Source organism: Paenibacillus taichungensis, from assembly GCF_003287275.1.
In the GTDB taxonomy this organism is placed as follows: Bacteria; Bacillota; Bacilli; order Paenibacillales; family Paenibacillaceae; genus Paenibacillus; species Paenibacillus taichungensis_A.
In genome coordinates this window covers 26,530-47,725 of sequence record NZ_QEVW01000024.1, presented here as the reverse complement: position 1 = coordinate 47,725, position 21,196 = coordinate 26,530, and the positions used below count along the sequence as shown (strand labels likewise).

The window sequence follows — 21,196 nt, the reverse complement described above, 5'->3', positions numbered from 1 at the left end:
AAAGTGACTATGACGCTTCAAATTTACAATACGATGAGTCGTACCAAAGAGAATTTTGTTCCTCAAGAGCCGGGGAAAGTGAAAATGTATGTGTGCGGGCCTACCGTATATGATTACATTCATATCGGGAATGCACGTCCAGTTATCTTTTTCGACACGGTTCGCGGATACCTGGAACAAACAGGTCATGAAGTGAACTATGTCGTGAACTTCACTGATGTTGATGACAAACTCATTCGCAAGGCCGAGCAGCTTGGCACGGATGTTCCTCATGTTGCCGAGAAGTTTATTGCGGCTTATTACGAGGACCTCGAAGGGCTGGGGATTCCGAAGGCAAGCAGTAATCCAAGAGTGACGGAAAACATGCCGCTCATTATTGATTTTATCCGTGAGCTGGTTGAAAAGGACTTCGCCTATGAAAATGGTGGCGACGTATATTATCGCACAGGCAAATTCGCGGAGTATGGCAAACTGTCTAAGCAAAACCTTCAGGAATTACAGTTTGGAATTCGTATTGGGGTAGATGAGCGCAAAGAGCATCCGGAAGATTTCGTACTCTGGAAAGCTGCAAAACCGGGTGAGATTTTCTGGTCCAGTCCATGGGGTGATGGTCGTCCGGGCTGGCATATCGAGTGCTCTGCCATGGCACGGGAATACCTGGGGGATACGTTGGATATTCACGGCGGAGGACAGGATTTGCAGTTCCCGCACCATGAGTGCGAATGCGCTCAATCCGAGGTATTGACTGGAAAACCACTGGCAAACTACTGGATGCACAACGGATTTATCCGCATTGATAACGAAAAAATGTCGAAATCACTCGGCAACGGTGTACTTGTCAAAGACCTTCGCAATCAATATAAACGTGAAGCCATTCGTTATTTCATGTTGTCTACCCACTATCGCAATCCGTTGAACTTCACGGAAGATACGATGGAACAGGCACAGAATAGTGTGGACCGGATCGCCAATGCCGTAGGTAACCTTAATCATCGCTTGCAAGCTGTGAGCGTGGATCAGGCTGTGTCAGCAGAGTTTGCAGCGAGACTGGAGCAGATTCGTCAACAGTATCATGAGAAAATGCAGGACGACTTCAATACGCCTGATGCGATTACGGCACTGTTTGAATGGGCTGGGGAAGCTAACCAACTGTTGCAGCAAGATGTGGTGAACGCCGCGGACATTCGCGCTCTGCTGGAATTATTCAGTGAGCTGAATGCGGTGCTTCGCATCTATACCGAGGCTGAACCGGAGCTTTTGGACGAAGAAATCGAACGTCTTATTGAAGAACGTAACGAAGCGCGCAAGTCCAAAAACTGGGCTCGGGCTGATGAAATTCGGGATGAACTGTCTGCGCAGGGCATCTTGCTTGAGGATACCGCTCAAGGAATGAGATGGCGCCGCAAATGAGCGAAGAGCAACTGGAAAAGTTGTCTGAATCCGTCGAACATGCCGAGCAACGAGAGGAACAACAGAGTGATGAACAATCTCTGAGCGTTGACCAGGGAGGATGGTTTCCTTATCCCCCCTCCCGGCCAGCTCGGTTGATTCCTCCCATCGCTCTCGCATACATTGGTGATGCGGTATATGAGGTTGCCGTACGGCAGTATCTGTTGTCCAAAGCCAACATGCGTCCCAACCACCTGCACCGCAGTGCGACCGGTTTGGTATCGGCGAAGGCACAGAGTCGCATTCTCACTGGTATTGAGGCTGAGCTGACCGAGGAAGAACGTGACATTGTCAGACAAGGTCGTAATGCCAAGTCTGGCAGTATTCCCAAAAACGCAGATGTTTTGGAATATAGACATGCCACAGCTCTGGAGTGTCTGATCGGTTACCTGTATAGCAGTGGTCGTCATGATCGCATGATTGAATTAATTCGCCGGGGCATCGAGCATGCGGAACAACATTCGCAATCACCGACAAAATAATACAAATTACTACAAAGCCGCTTCTGTAAGATGTGCCGATTAGGGTGCAGTGTATCACAGGGCGTTATAGAGAGGATCGAACAAAGATGGAAGAAGAATGGATCGCCGGTAAACACTCCGTGACGGAGGCGCTGCGTTCAGGCCGGACCATTAATAAAATATGGATTGCAGATACAGCACAAAAACATTTGACGCAGCCCATTATCGCGGAAGCAAAAAAACTAGGGATTGTCATTCAACACGTGGACAAGCGTAAACTGGATCAAACGGTTCCAGGCATTCAACACCAGGGCGTGGTAGCACAAGCGGCTCCTTACGCTTATGTGGAAGTTGAAGACATTCTTGCTGCAGCGGCTGCAAAAAATGAACATCCATTTTTGATTTTGTTGGATGAGATTGAAGACCCGCATAATCTTGGATCGATTTTGCGGACGGCTGACTGCACAGGTGCACATGGTGTCATTGTACCTAAACGGCGTTCAGCTGCAGTTACAGTGACTGTATCCAAAACATCAGCAGGTGCGGTGGAGTATGTGCCAGTGGCTCGTGTAAGCAATCTGGGTCAAACCATTGACCGTCTCAAGGAAGAGGGCGTGTGGGTTGTAGGTACCGATGTGGCTGCTCAGGAGAGCGTGTTTGGTAACGGAGTTTTTACAGGCCCGGTAGCTCTCGTGATCGGAAACGAAAACAAGGGAATGGGACGACTCATTCGTGAGAAATGCGATGTGTTGATCAAATTGCCGATGCAAGGTCAGATTAATTCCCTGAATGCTTCCGTGGCAGCGGGTGTTGTCATGTATGAAGTGCTCCGCTCGCGCCAAGCGCAGGACTAGAAGGTATGGCTGATTCCCGTGATGTGCTTCTTGTAGACGGGTACAACATGATTGGTGACTGGCCAGAGCTATCCAGATTGGCGGAGAGTGGATTAGAGGAGGCCCGCAACAGGCTGCTCTCTCGACTTGCCGACTATCAGGCTTTCTCCGGCCGGAGAGTCATTGTTGTTTTTGACGCCTACCTCGTGCCTGGCCTCGGTAAATCCTTTACACAGAGCAAAGTGCAGATCTTTTTTACAAAGGAAAAAGAGACGGCAGACGAATGCATTGAGAGACTCGTTCGGGAACTAAGCACGCGAAGACGCCAAATCTATGTGGCTACAAGCGATATGGTAGAGCAGCATGTCATTTTTGGACAGGGAGCTCTGCGTGTATCCGCAAGGGAATTGCTGATCGAAGTAGAGCAGAACGAAAAAGAGCTACAGAAACGTCTGGAAGAAGATCAGGCTAAAACAACACGAAATACACTCGGTGGCAAGTTAAGTCCGGACGTTTTGAAGCAGTTTGAACGATGGCGCCGGGAATAACAGCACAGTTTTACAAAAATTAGAATTTTGAAACTCTTGACAATTATGTTATTGATGTTCTTTTTTAGGCAGAGCGTGGTTGACGGTGTGAGGTACCATCATATATACTGATCCTATATTTCATAGAGTAGAGTAACGGGGTACCTTGCGTTGCAGCCGGAGGGATTGTCTGTGAGTGTCGACCTCAAAGATATCATGTTATCCAAGTATGATTACCAAAGTGACGAAGACATTGTCGAAGCGGTCCGTGAAGGTGAAAGCGAAGCGCTGGAGTTTTTGATTAACAAATATCGTAACTTTGTACGCGCCAAGGCAAGATCTTATTTTCTGATTGGGGCTGACCGGGAAGATATCATTCAAGAAGGAATGATTGGACTCTATAAATCCATTAGGGATTTTAAAGGGGACAAGCTCGCTTCTTTCAAAGCCTTCGCCGAGTTGTGTATTACACGACAGATTATTACGGCAATCAAGACAGCAACACGTCAGAAGCATATTCCGCTTAATTCTTATGTATCACTGGACAAACCTATTTATGACGAAGAGTCCGATCGTACGTTACTCGATGTGATTTGTGGAACACAGGTCAGCGATCCGGAAGAACTTATCATCAATCAGGAAGAGTTTGTGGGCCTGGAAGATAAGATGTCTGAGATTCTGAGTGATCTGGAACGTAAAGTATTGATGTTGTATCTGGACGGGAGATCTTATCAAGAGATTGCAGTGGATTTGGACAGGCATGTAAAGTCCATTGATAATGCACTTCAGCGCGTAAAGCGTAAACTTGAAAAGTACCTGGAAGTTCGAGATAATTGAACACATGTTGTCGTTGACGGAAAAGGCTCGGGGTTTGAGTCTTTTTTTGCTGCCTCAAGTTTATAAAGTTAAAGAATGATTATACTAGTAATCGCTTGGTCCATGCAGGAGAAGAGAAAAACAGAGATGAGAAACTGAATATGTTTGATAGGAACTTTTTACCCATTGATGAAAGGCTATTCTTTCATTGACATGGTTATACCCTTATGATAAAGTGTTTTAGGTAGGCCTAAATTCGCGGCTTTTTTTTAGGATCAATTTAGAGACTCCGCTTGAATGTGGAAGTCTTCGGGAGGTGTACATCATGCGGGTAATTATTACTTTGGCTTGTACTAACTGCAAACAAAGAAATTACACTACGACAAAAAACAAGCGTAATCACCCCGACCGCATGGAGATGAAGAAATTTTGCAAGTTTTGTAACGAGCAGACTTCTCATCGCGAAACCAGATAGTTTTTTGGAGGTGTAGTCGGCGTGAAACGTAGTTTCAAATCTCTGATTTCCTTTTTCTCTGAAAGCTGGGCTGAACTTAAAAAAGTTCGCTGGCCTAATCGTAAAGAGCTGACCAACTACACATTGATCGTTCTTGGTACTGTTGTGGTTATGACGCTGTTTTTTTGGGTCGTTGATATCGGCATCTCCGCTGTGATCGAAGCGATTATTTAAGAAGGGTCCCAGGTGGCTTGATATGGAAAAAAGATGGTACGTCGTTCATACCTATTCAGGGTATGAGAATAAGGTCAAAGCCAATTTGGAAAAACGCGTAGAGTCCATGGGCATGGAAGACAAGATTTTCCGCGTTCTTGTTCCTATGGAAGAAGAAGTGGTAAACAAAGACGGTAAGAAAAAAACCGTTATGCGTAAAGTTTACCCCGGATATGTCTTGGTGGAAATGGTCCAGACGGATGACTCTTGGTATGTTGTTCGCAACACGCCAGGTGTTACGGGATTTGTCGGTTCGACAGGTTCCGGGTCCAAACCAACAGCCTTGCTGCCTGAAGAAGTGGAACAAATTCTGAAGCACATGGGCATGGTTGAGCCGAAGCCTAAAATTGAATTCGATATTAAGGAATCCGTACGTATTAAAGTTGGTCCTTTTGCGAATTTTGTGGGCTCCGTGGAAGAAATTTTGGTAGACAAAAGCAAGTTGAAAGTGCACGTGAACATGTTTGGACGGGAAACACCGCTTGAGTTGGAATACACGCAAGTGGAGAAGATATAGTCTCTTCAAGTTTCTTGTGGGAGGGCTGAGAGGCCCGTTAACCACTATTTTGCAAGGAGGTGTCAATCATGGCAAAAAAGGTAATCAAAATGGTAAAACTGCAAATTCCAGCAGGTAAAGCGAATCCAGCGCCTCCGGTAGGTCCAGCTTTGGGTCAAGCAGGTGTCAACATCATGGCATTCTGTAAAGAGTTCAACGCTCGTACAGCCGATCAAGCGGGATTGATTATTCCTGTTGAAATCACAGTATTCGAAGACCGTTCCTTTACTTTCATTACTAAAACTCCACCAGCAGCAGTTCTGTTGAAAGTGGCAGCTAAAGTAGAAAAAGGATCCGGCGAACCGAACAAGAAAAAAGTCGCTACCGTTAAACGTGATGCGGTACGTCAAATCGCGGAAACAAAAATGCCTGACCTGAATGCTGCTGACGTTGAGTCTGCAATGCGTATGGTCGAAGGTACTGCCCGCAGCATGGGTATCACCATCGAAGACTAATTTTTCATCTGAAACATGGCTTCGTAAAGCCGGCCGATTCGCGGCCGGTTGATGTGGGAGGTATATCCGCTAACACCACAAAGGAGGAATATAACATGGCTAAACACGGTAAAAAATACCTGGAAGCTGCTAAGCTGATTGACAGCGAAGCAACTTACGAGCCTTCAGAAGCTGTAGAGCTTGTGAAAAAGGCAGCCACTGCAAAATTCGATGAAACAATCGAAGCAGCAGTACGCTTGGGCGTTGACCCACGTAAACAAGACCAGGCAGTACGTGGTGTTGTTGTCTTGCCACACGGCACAGGTAAAACACAACGCGTATTGGTATTTGCAAAAGGTGACAAAGCGAAAGAAGCGGAAGCGGCTGGCGCGGACTATGTTGGTGATGCAGACATGATCAACAAAATCCAACAAGGCTGGTTCGAATTCGACGTCTGCGTAGCGACACCGGATATGATGAGTGAAGTAGGTAAATTGGGCCGACTGCTCGGCGGTAAAGGTCTGATGCCTAACCCTAAAGCCGGAACGGTAACTTTCGATGTATCCAAGGCTGTTCAAGAAATTAAAGCCGGTAAAATCGAATATCGTCTGGATCGTGCAGGTCAAATTCATGCACCGATCGGTAAAGCTTCTTTCTCGGCAGAGCAATTGAATGAGAACCTTAAAGCTCTCATGGATGCTTTGACTCGTGCTAAACCGGCGGCAGCAAAAGGTGTTTATCTGAAGAATGTAAGTCTTTCTTCCACGATGGGCCCTGGTGCACGCGTGAACGCAGCTTCTTTTAGATAATATCACTTGACAGGCTTGTCCTGTTCTGATAATCTATAAAAGTTGTGAGTCCGAGTGACTGACCGTTGACATTTGAATATGCTTACCGTAGACAGTAGGTGCCATTATGGCTTAATTTCCTGCCGAGGTGTGATTATAGAACTTAGAACGATGAAAATCGGTTATGAGTATATATCAAGCCTTCGTGATTCTACGGAGGCTTTTCTTAATGGGATAAATTTGATCAGGAGGTGTACAGTTTGGCAAACGCAAAAGTGATTCAAGCAAAACAAGAGTCCGTTGATGCAGTAACAGCAAAATTGCGCGAGAGCGCTACTAGCGTTGTTGTTGACTATCGCGGTTTGAACGTTGCCCAAGTAACTGAGCTGCGTAAGCAGCTTCGTGAAGCCGGAATCGAATTCCAAGTGCTGAAAAACTCGTTGCTTCGCCGCGCAGCAGCTGCAGCAGAACTGACAGAACTTAACGAAGTACTGACAGGTCCTAGTGCAATTGCATTCAGCGTAGACGACGTAGTGGCTCCAGCCAAAATTCTGAACGACTTCGCGAAAAAGAACGATGCACTGGAATTGAAAGGTGCAGTTGTAGAAGGTCGCGTAATTGGAGTACAAGAAGTCAAAGCGTTGGCAGAATTGCCATCCCGCGAAGGTCTCCTTTCCATGCTCCTCAGCGTGCTTCAAGCGCCAGTGCGCAACTTCGCGCTTGCGGTTAAAGCTGTTGCTGAAAAAGAAGAACAAGGCGCGTAAGCAACTTGATCTGAATGCTGCTTAGGCAGTGATGAAATACAAAAAAATAATATTATATATGGAGGTTCAATCATGAGTAAAGAGCAAATCTTGGAAGCAATCAAAGGCATGACTGTACTGGAATTGAATGATCTCGTTAAAGCAATCGAAGAAGAATTCGGCGTAACTGCTGCAGCTCCAGTAGCTGTTGCAGGTGGCGGAGCTGCTGCAGCTGAAGCTGAGCAATCCGAGTTCGACGTAATCTTGACTAGCGCTGGTGCTTCCAAAATCAACGTTATCAAAGCAGTTCGTGAAATCACAGGTCTTGGCTTGAAAGAAGCAAAAGAAGTGGTTGACAACGCTCCAAAACCATTGAAAGAAAAAGTAAGCAAAGAAGAAGCAGAAGCGGTTAAAGCTAAGCTTGAAGAAGCAGGCGCTTCAATCGAAGTTAAATAATTTAGCTTTCATTAGCTAGATGAACAAAACAACAAACCCCTTGACTTATATCAAGGGGTTTGTTGCTGTAATTGTATAAGGAAAGTGAGTGAGGACATGTCCAATCATTATTATTCGGACAAACCGCAGGTGGCACATGACAGACGGGCTACAGAAGCGGAGCTACGCGGATGGAAATTACGACTCGTTACGGATGCAGGGGTATTTTCCAAAAACGGAATCGATTACGGCAGCAGAGTGTTGATTGATGCTATAGAGTTGCCTGCTGGAGCTCATGTACTGGATGTGGGCTGCGGGTATGGACCCATTGGTCTTACAGCGGCTAAACTTGTACCGGATGGACATGTCACCATGATCGATATCAATGAGAGAGCAGTTGAGCTTTCCAAGGAAAATGCAAAAGCGAACGGCATAACGAATGTAACGGTTATGCAAAGCAATCTTCTGGCTGAAGTTGAAAAGGAAGACTTTGACGCGATTCTGACCAATCCTCCGATCCGTGCCGGAAAGGAAACCGTGCATACGATCTTTGAACAGGCTTATGGTCATTTGAAGATGGGCGGAGCGTTATGGATTGTCATTCAGAAAAAGCAGGGAGCACCTTCGGCAAAAGCGAAGCTGGAATCTCTCTTTGGACGAGTGGAGGAAGTAACGAAGGATAAAGGCTACCGAATTTTCAAAGCTGTGAAATTGGAAGAGGCGTCTTTAGACTAAATCCTGATTTGTAAAGTAAGCAGGGCAGCATTTTTTTTGCAATAGGACTATTGACTTGAAATTCAGGCCGTGGTATTATTGTAAAATGTCAGTATTAAGATGCCCTATTTGGCTTTAGCTAACTAAAAATGTCAACCTTTTTTACGCCGAACGGGCTTATTATGCCTACGTTTGGCGTATAATATGTACATTTTGGGCAAACTGGGGATAAGTATGATTTGGAAAGACATCCGCCGATCAAAGTTGCTCTTTTTTCGAACGACATTCGAGTAAGGGCTTTTCTTTATTTGTGGATGCATTGCTTTGCTCTGTATGTGTACCATTATAAGGTTACAAACAGAGGTTCGCAACGAAATTTTTAAAGTGAGTAGACATTGAGGGGTGAGTTTAAGTTGGCAGGACATCTTGTTCAATATGGTCGACGCACTCGGCGCAGTTATGCACGAATTAACGAGATACTCGAAGTTCCGAACCTGATTGAAATCCAACAAAAATCTTACGATTGGTTTTTGGAGGAAGGGTTGCGCGAAATGTTCCAGGATATCTCGCCGATCCAGGATTTTACAGGTAACTTGATTTTGGAATTTATCGATTACAGTCTCGGTGAACCGAAGTATACAGTAGACGACGCGAAAGAGCGTGACGTTACTTATGCAGCACCGCTTCGGGTCAAAGTCCGGCTCATTAATAAGGAAACCGGCGAAGTCAAAGAGCAGGAAGTATTCATGGGAGATTTCCCGCTGATGACCGACACCGGCACATTTATTATTAATGGTGCGGAACGGGTTATTGTCAGCCAGTTGGTTCGCTCTCCTAGCGTTTACTTCAGTACCAAAGTAGATAAAAACGCCAAAAAAACGTATACCGCTACAGTTATTCCTAACCGCGGCGCTTGGCTCGAACTGGAGATGGACGCGAAGGATGTTGTTTACGTCCGGATCGACCGTACACGTAAAATACCGGTGACGGTTCTCCTGCGTGCACTTGGTTTTGGCACAGACGCTGAGATTCTGGATCTGCTCGGTAATGACGAATATATCCGCAATACACTGGACAAAGACAATACGGATTCAACGGAGAAAGCGCTGATTGAGATTTATGAGCGTCTTCGTCCGGGAGAGCCACCAACGCTGGATAATGCGAAAAGCTTGCTCGTAGCTCGTTTCTTTGATCCAAAACGTTATGACCTGGCTAATGTAGGTCGTTACAAAATCAACAAAAAGCTGCACATCAAAAACCGTTTGTTCAACCAACGTTTGGCTGAGTCTCTTGTAGATACCGAAACTGGCGAAATTATCGCTGAAGCAGGTCAAATGATAGACCGTCGTCTGTTGGATGAAATCATGCCGCAACTAGAGAAGAGTGTTGGTTTCCGCACATATCACGTTGCTAACGGCGTTTTGGATGCCAATGATATCCCGATGCAAACAATTGATGTGTTTTCACCAATTGAGGATGGTAAGGTCGTTAAACTGATTGCCAATGCTAACATTGATAAATCAGTGAAGAACGTTACACCGGCTGATATCATTTCCTCCATCAGTTACTTCATTAACCTTCTGCATGGCATCGGAAGCACAGATGATATCGATCACCTGGGTAACCGTCGTCTCCGCTCGGTTGGTGAACTCTTGCAAAACCAATTCCGTATCGGTTTATCCCGTATGGAACGTGTAGTTCGTGAGAGAATGTCCATTCAGGATGCTAACGTAATCACGCCTCAGGCTTTGATTAACATACGTCCTGTTATTGCATCCATTAAAGAATTCTTCGGTAGCTCCCAATTGTCACAGTTTATGGATCAAACGAACCCGCTGGGTGAGTTGACGCATAAACGCCGTCTGTCTGCACTCGGACCGGGTGGTTTGACACGTGAGCGTGCCGGCATGGAAGTCCGTGACGTGCATCCATCCCACTATGGCCGGATGTGTCCAATCGAGACACCAGAGGGACCAAACATTGGTTTGATCAACTCCCTGTCGACATTTGCCCGTGTGAACGAATATGGATTCATTGAAGCTCCTTATCGCTGGGTAGATCCGAAGACTGGTGTAGTAACCGAGCAAATCGATTACCTGACAGCAGACGAAGAGGACAACTATGTCATCGCACAAGCGAATGCGAAGCTGAATGAAGACAGTACTTTTGCTGAAGAAGCGATCATTGTACGTTACAACAAGCAGTCGGATAACATCCTTACGATGCCGAGTGAACGTGTTGACTATATGGACGTATCTCCTAAGCAAGTTGTATCTGTCGCTACAGCGCTCATTCCGTTCCTTGAGAACGATGACTCCAACCGTGCGCTCATGGGATCGAACATGCAGCGGCAAGCCGTTCCACTCTTGATTCCTAAAGCTCCGCTGGTCGGAACAGGTATGGAACATAAAGCCGCGAAAGATTCCGGTGTATGTATTGTCTCCAAATATGACGGGATTATTGAACGTTCTTCTGCGAATGAGATTTGGTTGCGTCGCGTAGAAGAAGTTGATGGTCAAGAAGTCAAAGGCGATATCGTTAAATATAAATTACACAAATTTATGCGTTCGAACCAAGGAACATGCATTAACCAACGTCCGATTGTCAAAAGAGGTGCTGTTGTCAAAGCTGGCGACATCCTTGCAGACGGTCCTTCGACGGAAATGGGTGAATTGGCATTGGGACGTAACGTAGTAGTTGCCTTCATGACTTGGGAAGGTTACAACTACGAGGATGCGATCTTGCTCAGCGAAAAACTCGTTAAAGAAGATGTGTATACATCCATTCATATCGAGGAGTATGAGTCTGAAGCACGTGATACTAAGCTCGGACCTGAAGAGATTACACGTGATATCCCGAACGTAGGGGAAGAAGCGCTGCGTAATCTGGATGAGCGCGGTATTATCCGTATCGGTGCTGAAATCAGTGCTGGTGACATTCTGGTTGGTAAAGTAACACCAAAAGGTGTAACGGAACTGACTGCAGAAGAACGTCTCCTGCATGCGATCTTCGGTGAGAAAGCGCGTGAAGTACGTGATACTTCCCTGCGTGTACCTCACGGTACTGACGGTATCGTAGTTGATGTTAAAGTCTTTACCCGTGAAAACGGTGATGAACTGCCTCCAGGTGTTAACCAACTCGTTCGTGTCTATATCGCTCAAAAACGGAAAATTTCCGAGGGTGATAAAATGGCCGGACGTCACGGTAACAAAGGGGTCGTGGCCCGTATCCTGCCGGAAGAAGATATGCCTTTCCTGCCGGACGGTACACCAGTTCAAATCGTTCTTAACCCGCTGGGCGTACCTTCCCGGATGAACATCGGTCAAGTGCTTGAAGTTCACTTGGGTATGGCGGCCATGCAGCTCGGTATTCACGTAGCTACTCCTGTATTCGACGGAGCGAAGGAGTATGACGTCTTCGATACGATGGAAGAAGCAGGTATGCAGCGAAATGGTAAAACCGTTCTGTACGATGGTCGTACGGGAGAAGAGTTCGAACGTGAAGTTACTGTCGGCGTCATGCATATGATCAAGCTGGCGCACATGGTTGACGATAAAATCCATGCTCGTTCCACAGGTCCTTACTCACTCGTTACGCAACAGCCTCTGGGTGGTAAAGCCCAGTTCGGTGGACAACGTTTCGGGGAGATGGAAGTATGGGCGCTTGAGGCTTATGGTGCGGCCTATACACTGCAAGAAATCTTGACTGTTAAGTCCGATGATGTTGTAGGTCGGGTGAAAACGTATGAGTCCATCGTCAAAGGCGAGAATGTTCCTGAACCAGGTGTTCCTGAATCATTCAAAGTATTGATCAAAGAGCTGCAAAGCTTGGGTATGGACGTTAAGATTTTGAGCGAAGATGAGCAAGAGATTGAAATGAAAGAAATGGACGATGAAGATGACGCTGCGAGCGATAAGCTCAGCCTCAACCTTGAGGGTACAGAGGTCGGAGCGGAGTAACCGCTTCGGGCGCATGATGACCGGCGTTTTTCATCAGGCTCGCGTCTTGCTCCGGCTTCGGCCGGAGGGGGCGTAACCTAGAATACAGGACTTGGTTAAGGAGGGTTGCTCCTTGTTGGACGTCAACAATTTCGAATACATGAAGATCGGGCTTGCTTCCCCAGAAAAAATTCGTTCTTGGTCCCGCGGAGAAGTGAAAAAACCGGAAACGATCAACTATCGTACGTTGAAACCGGAAAAAGAAGGGCTGTTCTGCGAAAAGATTTTTGGCCCTACAAAAGACTGGGAATGTCATTGCGGTAAATACAAACGCGTCCGTTATAAAGGCGTTGTCTGTGATCGTTGTGGCGTTGAAGTGACACGTGCGAAAGTACGCCGCGAACGGATGGGCCATATTGAGCTCGCTGCTCCGGTATCGCATATCTGGTACTTCAAAGGTATTCCGAGCCGCATGGGTCTCGCTTTGGATATGTCTCCAAGATCTCTCGAGGAGATTATTTATTTTGCATCATATGTAGTAACTGATCCAGGAGAAACTCCACTGGAGAAAAAACAGCTGTTGTCCGAGAAAGAATACCGCAGCTACCGTGAGAAATACGGATATGGATTCCAGGCTGGCATGGGTGCAGAAGCGGTTAAAAAACTGCTTCAAGACCTTGATGTGGATAAAGAGCTTGAATTCCTGAAGGAAGAGCTCCGCACTGCACAAGGACAACGTCGTAACCGTGCGATTAAACGTTTGGAAGTTATCGAAGCATTCCGCAACTCGGGTAATAAACCTGAGTGGATGATCATGGATGTACTTCCTGTTATCCCGCCGGAACTTCGTCCAATGGTACAGCTGGATGGTGGACGTTTTGCAACGTCTGACCTGAATGACCTGTATCGCCGTGTAATCAACCGGAACAACCGTCTGAAACGTTTGCTTGACCTTGGCGCGCCAGACATTATCGTGCAAAATGAAAAACGGATGCTGCAGGAAGCTGTTGACGCATTAATCGACAACGGCCGTCGTGGACGCCCTGTAACGGGTCCTGGTAACCGTCCTTTGAAATCCCTCAGCCACATGCTGAAAGGTAAACAAGGACGTTTCCGTCAGAACTTGCTCGGTAAACGGGTTGACTATTCCGGTCGTTCCGTTATCGTAGTTGGACCTTACCTGAAAATGTATCAGTGTGGTCTGCCTAAAGATATGGCACTTGAATTGTTCAAGCCTTTCGTTATGAAAGAGCTTGTAAATAAAGGGCTTGCCCACAACATCAAGAGCGCTAAACGTAAAGTTGAGCGTGTAAGTCCTGAAGTATGGGATGTTCTTGAAGAAGTAATTAAGGAGCACCCGGTTCTGTTGAACCGTGCCCCTACACTTCACAGACTCGGTATTCAAGCATTTGAACCGATTCTCGTTGAAGGTAAAGCAATCCGTCTTCACCCGCTCGTATGTACGGCATACAATGCCGACTTTGACGGTGACCAAATGGCCGTGCACGTTCCATTGTCTGCTGAAGCTCAAGCAGAAGCACGTATCCTGATGCTGGCATCAGGTAACATTTTGAACCCGAAAGACGGTAAACCGGTTGTTACCCCTTCCCAGGATATGGTACTTGGTTCTTACTACTTGACCATGGACAACAAGGAAGAAAAAGGAACAGGTATGATTTTGCGCACGGTAAACGAAGCTGTATCCGCGTACCAACGTGGAACTGCTGGTTTGCATGCACGTGTAGCGATCCCGGTTAGAGCGCTTGGCAAAACAAGCTTTACCAATGAACAACAAGATGCAATGTTGCTGACTACTGTCGGCAAAATCATCTTTAACGAAATCTTCCCGGCAAGCTTCCCTTACATCAATGATGCAACTCGTGCGAACCTTTACCAAGGTACTGCAGAGCATTCATTCGTATATGAGAAGGGTGCTGACCTTAGAGAAGCGATTATGAACGCTCCTTTGGCTGGTGGTGTCGGTAAAGAATATCTCGGTTCGATCATCGCACGTTGTTTTGAAATTTATCATACAACGGAAACAGCCGTTATTTTGGATAAAATCAAACAACTCGGATTCACATACTCCACTCGCGCCGGTATTACGGTTGCGGTATCGGATGTTATCGTTCCGGAAGAGAAAACCGAAATTCTTAGACAGTCGGAAGAAAAAGCACAAATCGTTACGAATCAGTACCGTCGTGGTCTGATTACGAACGAAGAGCGCTATGACCGCATCATTGATATCTGGTCGAAATCGAAAGATGATATCACCGAGATTCTGATGAAATCGATGGATCGTTATAACTCCATCATGATGATGGTTGACTCCAAAGCACGGGGTAACAAATCGCAAATCACCCAATTGGGCGGTATGCGTGGTCTGATGGCCAACCCATCCGGTCGAATCATTGAACTCCCAATCAAATCGAACTTCCGTGAAGGTCTGACGGTACTCGAGTACTTCATCTCGACTCACGGTGCCCGTAAAGGTTTGGCCGATACGGCCCTGCGTACAGCGGATTCAGGTTACCTGACTCGTCGTCTCGTAGACGTGGCACAAGACGTGATCGTGCGTGAAGATGATTGTGGTACAGATAAAGGCTTTACGGTAAGTCGTATCCAAGATGGTAAAGAGGTTATTGAGGATCTTTACGACCGTATTGAAGGCAGATACTGCTTCGAAACTGTTCGTCATCCGGAAACAAAAGAAGTTATTGCACACCGCAATGAGCTGATTGATTCCGATAAAGCAGAGGCAATCATCAAAGCTGGCGTAACCAAATTGCAAATCCGTTCCGTACTCAGCTGCCGTGCTCGTCACGGTGTCTGCAAGAAGTGTTATGGTCGTAACTTGGCGACTGGTAAACACGTGGAAATCGGTGAAGCAGTTGGTATTATCGCAGCACAATCCATTGGTGAGCCAGGAACACAGTTGACAATGCGTACTTTCCACACCGGTGGTGTAGCCGGAGACGATATTACGCAAGGTTTGCCGCGTATCCAGGAGTTGTTTGAGGCTCGTAATCCTAAGGGTCAAGCAACAATCAGTGAGATTGATGGTGTTGTCAAAGAGATTCGCGAAGCGAAAGATCGTCGTGAAATCGAAATTCAAGGTGAAGCAGAATCCAAAGTTTACTCTGTTACCTACGGTTCCCGTGTACGCGTAAGCGAAGGCATGGAAATTGAAGCAGGCGACGAGTTGACAGACGGTTCTATCGATCCAAAAGAAATGCTGCGCATTAAAGGCGTACGTGGCGTACAGAACTACATTTTGCAGGAAGTACAGCGCGTATACCGTAACCAAGGCGTAGAAATCAATGACAAACACGTTGAAGTTATGATCCGTCAAATGTTGCGTAAAATCCGTATCGTCGATGCAGGGGACACTACGTTGTTGCCAGGATCGTTCGTGGATACGCATGAGTACGAAAGAGCTAACAAAACAGCGATTCTGAGTGATAAAGAGCCAGCGGTTGCGAAACCAATCCTGCTCGGTATTACGAAAGCATCCCTGGAAACAGACTCCTTCCTCTCAGCGGCATCGTTCCAAGAAACTACACGTGTCCTGACAGATGCAGCGATCAAAGGTAAAGTCGATCAGTTGCTTGGTCTGAAGGAAAATGTAATCATCGGTAAATTGATTCCTGCAGGTACGGGCATGAACCGTTACCGCAGCATCAAATTTGCTGAGCCAGAAGATGGCCAATCTTCAGTAGAAGAACTTGAGCCAGTTTCGGTTGATTAAACTGATTTGCTAACTTTATTCTGACTTTATAGAATGAGTTAAGGTTTTGTATGCCAGGGGGCGGACGACTGTTTTATACAGACGGACGTTTCCCGGTATAGCAAAACTTGCAAATAAATGTTTTAGGATTAGCATTGACATTGCTTGCGCTAGATGCTAATATATCAAAGGTGCGTGGGCAGCTGATTGTATATGGTCCTATTCGGAGGAATGAACAATGTCTAATGAAAAAGGTCTGCAAGATGCTCATGTCAAAATTGGTACCAAACAGACCATGCGGATGGTCCAGTCAGGAATGGCTGCTGAAGTCTATGTGGCTGAAGATAGTGATCCGCAGCTCACTTCCAAAATCATTGCCTTGTGTGAACAACATAATGTGAAGTGCACGAAAGTGGACACAATGAAAAATCTCGGCAAAGCTTGCGGGATTGGAGTGGGAGCAGCAATGGCTGCTGTCGCAAAATGATAGAGTAAGGAACGTTTTTGTCCGAGAACTTTTAGGGATTCTCCAAGGCAAAAACTTTTCATTTGTCTTTTTATGAACCGCCTGGGTCTGTGGACTTAGCGTAATGAGGTTTATAAAGAAACATGAACAATTGAGGAAGGGGGTGGCAATCACATGCCAACTATTAACCAACTGGTTCGTAAAGGACGTCAAGCTAAAGTTGATAAGTCCAAATCGCCAGCTTTGCAAAAAGGGTTCAACGCTTTGAAACGTGAATCTACTAACATCAGTGCCCCACAAAAACGTGGTGTCTGCACTCGTGTAGGTACAATGACTCCACGTAAACCAAACTCTGCACTTCGTAAGTATGCCCGTGTTCGTTTGACGAACCGTCTCGAGGTAACTGCTTATATCCCGGGAATCGGACATAACCTTCAAGAGCACAGCGTTGTGTTGATCCGCGGAGGTAAAGTTAAAGACCTTGCAGGGGTTCGTTATCACATCGTTCGTGGAGCTCTTGATACTGCAGGCGTAAACAACCGTATGCAAGCTCGTTCGAAATACGGTGCTAAACGTCCAAAAGCTAAAAAAGCCTAAAACATTATAAGTAGCCATCCCGTACACCTTTTGGATTAATATCTGAAAGTGTTGGGTCGGCTCAACAAGAAAGAAAGGGGGATATCCATGCCACGCAAAGGTCCAGTTACGAAAAGAGACGTGTTGCCAGATCCGGTATACAACTCCAAGTTGGTTACTCGTTTGATCAACCGCATCATGCTCGACGGAAAACGCGGTGTTGCTCAAAGCATTCTGTATAATGCGTTCAAGTTGATTCAAGAACGTACGGGTAATGACCCGATGGAAGTATTTGAAGCAGCAATCAAGAATATCATGCCAGTCCTGGAAGTTAAAGCTCGCCGTGTCGGCGGTGCCAACTACCAAGTACCAATCGAGGTAAAACCAGAGAGACGTACTTCTTTGGGATTACGTTGGCTCGTGAACTACTCCCGCAACCGCGGTGAGAAAACAATGGAAGAGCGTTTGGCGGCTGAGATCATCGACGCTTCCAACAACACAGGTGCTTCCGTTAAAAAACGTGAAGATACGCACAAAATGGCTGAAGCGAACAAAGCGTTTGCTCACTACCGTTGGTAGGATTCAGTTCACAATAATAACTTCAATTTTGAAGGGAGACCCAATTCATGGCAAGAGAGTTCTCCTTGAAAAATACACGTAATATCGGGATCATGGCTCATATTGACGCGGGTAAAACCACTACAACTGAGCGGATCTTGTTCTACACAGGCCGTACGCACAAAATCGGTGAAGTTCACGAAGGCGCTGCGACAATGGACTGGATGGAACAGGAACAGGAGCGCGGAATTACGATTACTTCCGCTGCGACTACCGCTGCTTGGAAGGGCCACCGCGTTAATATCATTGATACCCCGGGACACGTTGACTTCACTGTTGAAGTTGAACGTTCCCTTCGTGTATTGGACGGAGCAGTTGGTGTATTCAGTGCGAAAGAAGGCGTTGAGCCTCAGTCCGAAACCGTATGGAGACAGGCTGACAAGTACGGCGTACCTCGTATCGCTTACGTAAACAAAATGGATATCATCGGTGCTGACTTCCTGAACGTTGTATCTGACATGCGTGATCGCCTTCAAGCGAACGCTGTTGCGATTCAACTTCCAATCGGCGCTGAAAATGATTTCATCGGTATTATCGATATCGTTGAACAAAAGGCTCATATGTACAAAGATGACCTTGGTCAAAATATCGAAGAAACAGAAATTCCAGCGGAATTCAAAGCGCAAGTTGAAGAACTCCGTAACGAATTGATCGAGCGTGTCGCAGAACTGGATGAAGAATTGACAATGAAATACCTGGAAGGCGAAGAGATCACTATTGAAGAGATCAAAGGCGCTCTCCGTAAAGGTGTTGTAGATGTTAAGATCTTCCCTGTTATCTGTGGTTCCTCATATCGTAACAAAGGTGTCCAACTGATGTTGGATGCTGTAATCGACTACTTGCCAGCTCCAACCGATGTACCAGCGATCACTGGTCACCTCGAAGATGGAACTGAAGCTATTCGCAAGTCTTCCGATGAAGAGCCATTCTCTGCATTGGCCTTCAAAATCATGACTGACCCTTACGTTGGTAAATTGACATTCTTCCGCGTATATTCCGGTGTTCTTCAATCCGGTTCTTACGTATTGAATGCCACTAAAGGCAAACGTGAGCGTATCGGTCGTATCCTTCAAATGCATGCGAACAGCCGTCAAGAGATCACTGAAGTTTACTCCGGTGACATTGCAGCTGCCGTAGGTTTGAAAGATACTGGTACAGGTGATACACTGTGTGATGAGAAAAATCCGGTTATCCTGGAGTCAATGAACTTCCCTGATCCGGTTATCGAAATCGCCGTTGAACCTAAAACCAAAGCTGACCAAGATAAAATGGGTGTTGCTCTCGGTAAGTTGACTGAAGAGGATCCTACTCTTCGTGCTCATACTGACGAAGAAACAGGCCAAACAATCTTGGCAGGTATGGGTGAGCTTCACCTTGATATCATCATTGACCGTATGCGTCGTGAGTTCAAGGTTGAAACTACTGTGGGTAAACCACAAGTAGCTTACCGTGAAACATTCCGTGCACCAGCGCGCGTTGAAGGTAAATTCGTTCGTCAATCCGGTGGTCGTGGTCAATACGGTCACGTATGGGTTGAGTTCGAACCTCTCGAGCCGGGTACAGGCAGCCAGTTCGAAAGTAAGGTTGTCGGTGGTTCCGTACCAAGAGAATACATTCAACCAGCTCTTGCAGGTATCGAAGAGCAAATGAAAAACGGCGTTATTGCAGGCTTCCCGCTTGTTGACGTTAAGGCTACAATCGTAGACGGATCTTACCATGATGTCGATTCCAACGAGATGGCATTTAAAATTGCCGGATCAATGGCGCTGAAAGCTGCGAAAGACAAATGTAGTCCAGTTCTGCTTGAGCCAATCATGAAAGTAGAAGTAACCGTTCCAGAAGAGTACATGGGTGACGTTATGGGTATGCTTAACTCCCGTCGTGGCCGCATCGAAGGTATGGATTCCCGTAGTGGAGCCCAAATCATCCGTGCTAAAGTACCTTTGTCTGAAATGTTCGGATACTCTACAACTCTTCGTTCCGGTACTCAAGGACGCGGCGTATTCTCCATGGAGCTTTCTCACTATGAAGAAGTTCCTAAGAGCATCGCTGAAGAGATTGTTGCCAAAACAAAAGGAACCGAGTAGTTTTCTCTCATTGAATGAAAGTGCATAAGAGTCATGAATTCTTTGCACTTCATTTAGTGAAAACATAAAATTATAATTTTAAGGAGGCCACGTTCAAATGGCAAAGGCTAAATACGAACGTAATAAACCCCACGTTAACATTGGTACTATCGGTCACGTCGACCATGGTAAAACAACTCTGACTGCTGCAATCACAACTGTATTGTCCAAAACTTACGGTGGTGCTGCTGTAGCATTCGACCAAATCGACAAAGCTCCAGAAGAGCGCGAGCGCGGTATCACAATCTCCACAGCTCACGTTGAGTACGAAACTGACACTCGTCACTACGCTCACGTAGACTGCCCAGGTCACGCCGACTATGTTAAAAACATGATCACTGGCGCGGCACAAATGGACGGAGCTATCTTGGTAGTATCCGCAGCTGACGGCCCAATGCCACAAACTCGTGAGCACATCTTGCTCTCCCGTCAAGTAGGCGTACCTTACATTGTTGTATTCTTGAACAAATGTGACATGGTTGAAGACGAAGAGTTGTTGGAATTGGTTGAGATGGAAGTTCGCGACCTTCTTAACGAATATGAGTTCCCAGGTGATGATACTCCAATCACTCGTGGATCCGCTCGTGAAGCTCTGCAAAACCCTGATGGTGAGTGGGCTCAAAAAATCGTTGAGATGTTCAAAGAAATCGATACTTACATCCCACTGCCTGAGCGTCAAACTGACAAACCTTTCTTGATGCCTGTCGAGGACGTATTCTCCATCACTGGTCGTGGTACTGTTGCTACAGGTCGTGTAGAGCGTGGTACTGTTAAAGTCGGCGAAGAGATCGAAATCGTTGGTATCACTGAAGAAACTAAAAAATCCGTAGTTACGGGCGTTGAAATGTTCCGTAAATTGCTGGATTCCGCTCAAGCGGGTGACAACATCGGCGCATTGCTGCGTGGTGTTGACCGTACTCAAATCGAGCGTGGACAAGTTTTGGCAAAACCGGGTTCTGTTAAGCCACACACAGAATTCTCTGCACAAATCTACGTTTTGACTAAAGAAGAGGGTGGCCGTCATAAGCCTTTCTTCACTGGATACCGTCCACAGTTCTACTTCCGTACAACTGACGTAACTGGTATCATCAACTTGCCAGAAGGTACTGAAATGGTAATGCCTGGTGACAACATCACGGTTACTGTTCAACTGATCTCCCCAATCGCGATTGAAGAAGGAACTAAGTTCTCCATTCGTGAAGGTGGCCGTACAGTAGGTGCAGGTTCCGTAGCAACTATCCAAAAATAATTCAGCTTATCGC

At 46.3% G+C, this 21,196-nt stretch carries 20 protein-coding genes and 1 other annotated feature; all 20 genes read left to right on the top strand.

Translation table 11 applies throughout. From position 1 onward, the window contains the following. The first annotated feature begins 9 nt into the window (after positions 1-9). The 20 genes from cysS (at position 10) to tuf (ending at position 21,183) form a co-directional block, all read left to right on the top strand. Positions 10-1,410 carry a cysteine--tRNA ligase gene (gene cysS, locus DC345_RS27325; protein ID WP_113055846.1) on the top strand — a complete coding sequence of 467 codons (1,401 nt, stop codon included), beginning with the start codon at positions 10-12 and terminating at the stop codon, positions 1,408-1,410. Continuing rightward, a complete protein-coding gene (locus DC345_RS27320) occupies positions 1,407-1,931 on the top strand; it encodes a Mini-ribonuclease 3 (protein ID WP_258530826.1) in 525 nt (174 codons plus the stop codon). Before cysS ends, DC345_RS27320 begins: the two co-directional genes overlap by 4 nt. Positions 1,932-2,017: 86 nt before the next feature. Next, positions 2,018-2,764, top strand: a complete 747-nt coding sequence (gene rlmB / locus DC345_RS27315) for a 23S rRNA (guanosine(2251)-2'-O)-methyltransferase RlmB (protein ID WP_062329492.1) — start codon at positions 2,018-2,020, stop codon at positions 2,762-2,764. Between the two features lie 5 nt (positions 2,765-2,769). Continuing rightward, a complete protein-coding gene (locus DC345_RS27310; protein ID WP_113055845.1) occupies positions 2,770-3,291 on the top strand; it encodes an NYN domain-containing protein in 522 nt (173 codons plus the stop codon). Positions 3,292-3,462: 171 nt separating this feature from the next. Further along, positions 3,463-4,107: an RNA polymerase sporulation sigma factor SigH gene (gene sigH, locus DC345_RS27305; RefSeq protein ID WP_024633601.1), complete on the top strand. Its 645-nt coding sequence runs from the start codon at positions 3,463-3,465 to the stop codon at positions 4,105-4,107. 304 nt (positions 4,108-4,411) lie between these two features. Further along, positions 4,412-4,561, top strand: a complete 150-nt coding sequence (rpmG, locus tag DC345_RS27300) for a 50S ribosomal protein L33 (protein WP_072735843.1) — start codon at positions 4,412-4,414, stop codon at positions 4,559-4,561. 21 nt (positions 4,562-4,582) lie between these two features. After that, positions 4,583-4,774 (top strand): preprotein translocase subunit SecE, encoded by a 192-nt coding sequence (gene secE, locus DC345_RS27295; RefSeq protein ID WP_024633600.1) that lies wholly within the window; start codon positions 4,583-4,585, stop codon positions 4,772-4,774. A gap of 22 nt (positions 4,775-4,796) precedes the next feature. After that, positions 4,797-5,330, top strand: a complete 534-nt coding sequence (gene nusG / locus DC345_RS27290) for a transcription termination/antitermination protein NusG (protein ID WP_024633599.1) — start codon at positions 4,797-4,799, stop codon at positions 5,328-5,330. Between the two features lie 68 nt (positions 5,331-5,398). Continuing rightward, a complete protein-coding gene (rplK, locus tag DC345_RS27285; protein WP_076292159.1) occupies positions 5,399-5,824 on the top strand; it encodes a 50S ribosomal protein L11 in 426 nt (141 codons plus the stop codon). 95 nt (positions 5,825-5,919) lie between these two features. Continuing rightward, complete coding sequence (gene rplA, locus DC345_RS27280; protein WP_024633597.1) at positions 5,920-6,612, top strand: 50S ribosomal protein L1; 693 nt, start codon at positions 5,920-5,922, stop codon at positions 6,610-6,612. A gap of 67 nt (positions 6,613-6,679) precedes the next feature. After that, positions 6,680-6,828: a sequence feature (ribosomal protein L10 leader region), on the top strand. A 23-nt stretch (positions 6,829-6,851) separates the two neighbouring features. Next, positions 6,852-7,355: a 50S ribosomal protein L10 gene (rplJ, locus tag DC345_RS27275; protein ID WP_076292160.1), complete on the top strand. Its 504-nt coding sequence runs from the start codon at positions 6,852-6,854 to the stop codon at positions 7,353-7,355. Positions 7,356-7,427: 72 nt separating this feature from the next. Next, the gene (gene rplL / locus DC345_RS27270; protein ID WP_076292161.1) at positions 7,428-7,790 is read left to right on the top strand and encodes a 50S ribosomal protein L7/L12; all 363 of its coding nucleotides are present in this window, start codon (positions 7,428-7,430) and stop codon (positions 7,788-7,790) included. Positions 7,791-7,886: 96 nt separating this feature from the next. Further along, positions 7,887-8,504, top strand: coding sequence for a class I SAM-dependent methyltransferase (locus DC345_RS27265; protein WP_113055844.1), 618 nt, complete (start codon positions 7,887-7,889; stop codon positions 8,502-8,504). 392 nt (positions 8,505-8,896) lie between these two features. After that, the gene (gene rpoB, locus DC345_RS27260) at positions 8,897-12,442 is read left to right on the top strand and encodes a DNA-directed RNA polymerase subunit beta (protein ID WP_076292163.1); all 3,546 of its coding nucleotides are present in this window, start codon (positions 8,897-8,899) and stop codon (positions 12,440-12,442) included. 112 nt (positions 12,443-12,554) lie between these two features. Continuing rightward, entirely contained in the window at positions 12,555-16,169 is a 3,615-nt protein-coding gene (gene rpoC / locus DC345_RS27255) for a DNA-directed RNA polymerase subunit beta' (protein ID WP_113055843.1), read from the top strand. Positions 16,170-16,386: 217 nt separating this feature from the next. Then, positions 16,387-16,635 carry a ribosomal L7Ae/L30e/S12e/Gadd45 family protein gene (locus DC345_RS27250; RefSeq protein WP_113055842.1) on the top strand — a complete coding sequence of 83 codons (249 nt, stop codon included), beginning with the start codon at positions 16,387-16,389 and terminating at the stop codon, positions 16,633-16,635. A 153-nt stretch (positions 16,636-16,788) separates the two neighbouring features. Then, positions 16,789-17,211 carry a 30S ribosomal protein S12 gene (gene rpsL / locus DC345_RS27245; RefSeq protein WP_056697677.1) on the top strand — a complete coding sequence of 141 codons (423 nt, stop codon included), beginning with the start codon at positions 16,789-16,791 and terminating at the stop codon, positions 17,209-17,211. A gap of 87 nt (positions 17,212-17,298) precedes the next feature. Next, on the top strand, positions 17,299-17,769 hold the full coding sequence (gene rpsG / locus DC345_RS27240; RefSeq protein ID WP_007432586.1) for a 30S ribosomal protein S7: 471 nt from the start codon (positions 17,299-17,301) through the stop codon (positions 17,767-17,769). 47 nt (positions 17,770-17,816) lie between these two features. Further along, complete coding sequence (gene fusA, locus DC345_RS27235) at positions 17,817-19,895, top strand: elongation factor G (protein WP_113055841.1); 2,079 nt, start codon at positions 17,817-17,819, stop codon at positions 19,893-19,895. A 97-nt stretch (positions 19,896-19,992) separates the two neighbouring features. After that, on the top strand, positions 19,993-21,183 hold the full coding sequence (gene tuf / locus DC345_RS27230; RefSeq protein WP_076292167.1) for an elongation factor Tu: 1,191 nt from the start codon (positions 19,993-19,995) through the stop codon (positions 21,181-21,183). Positions 21,184-21,196: the final 13 nt, after the last annotated feature.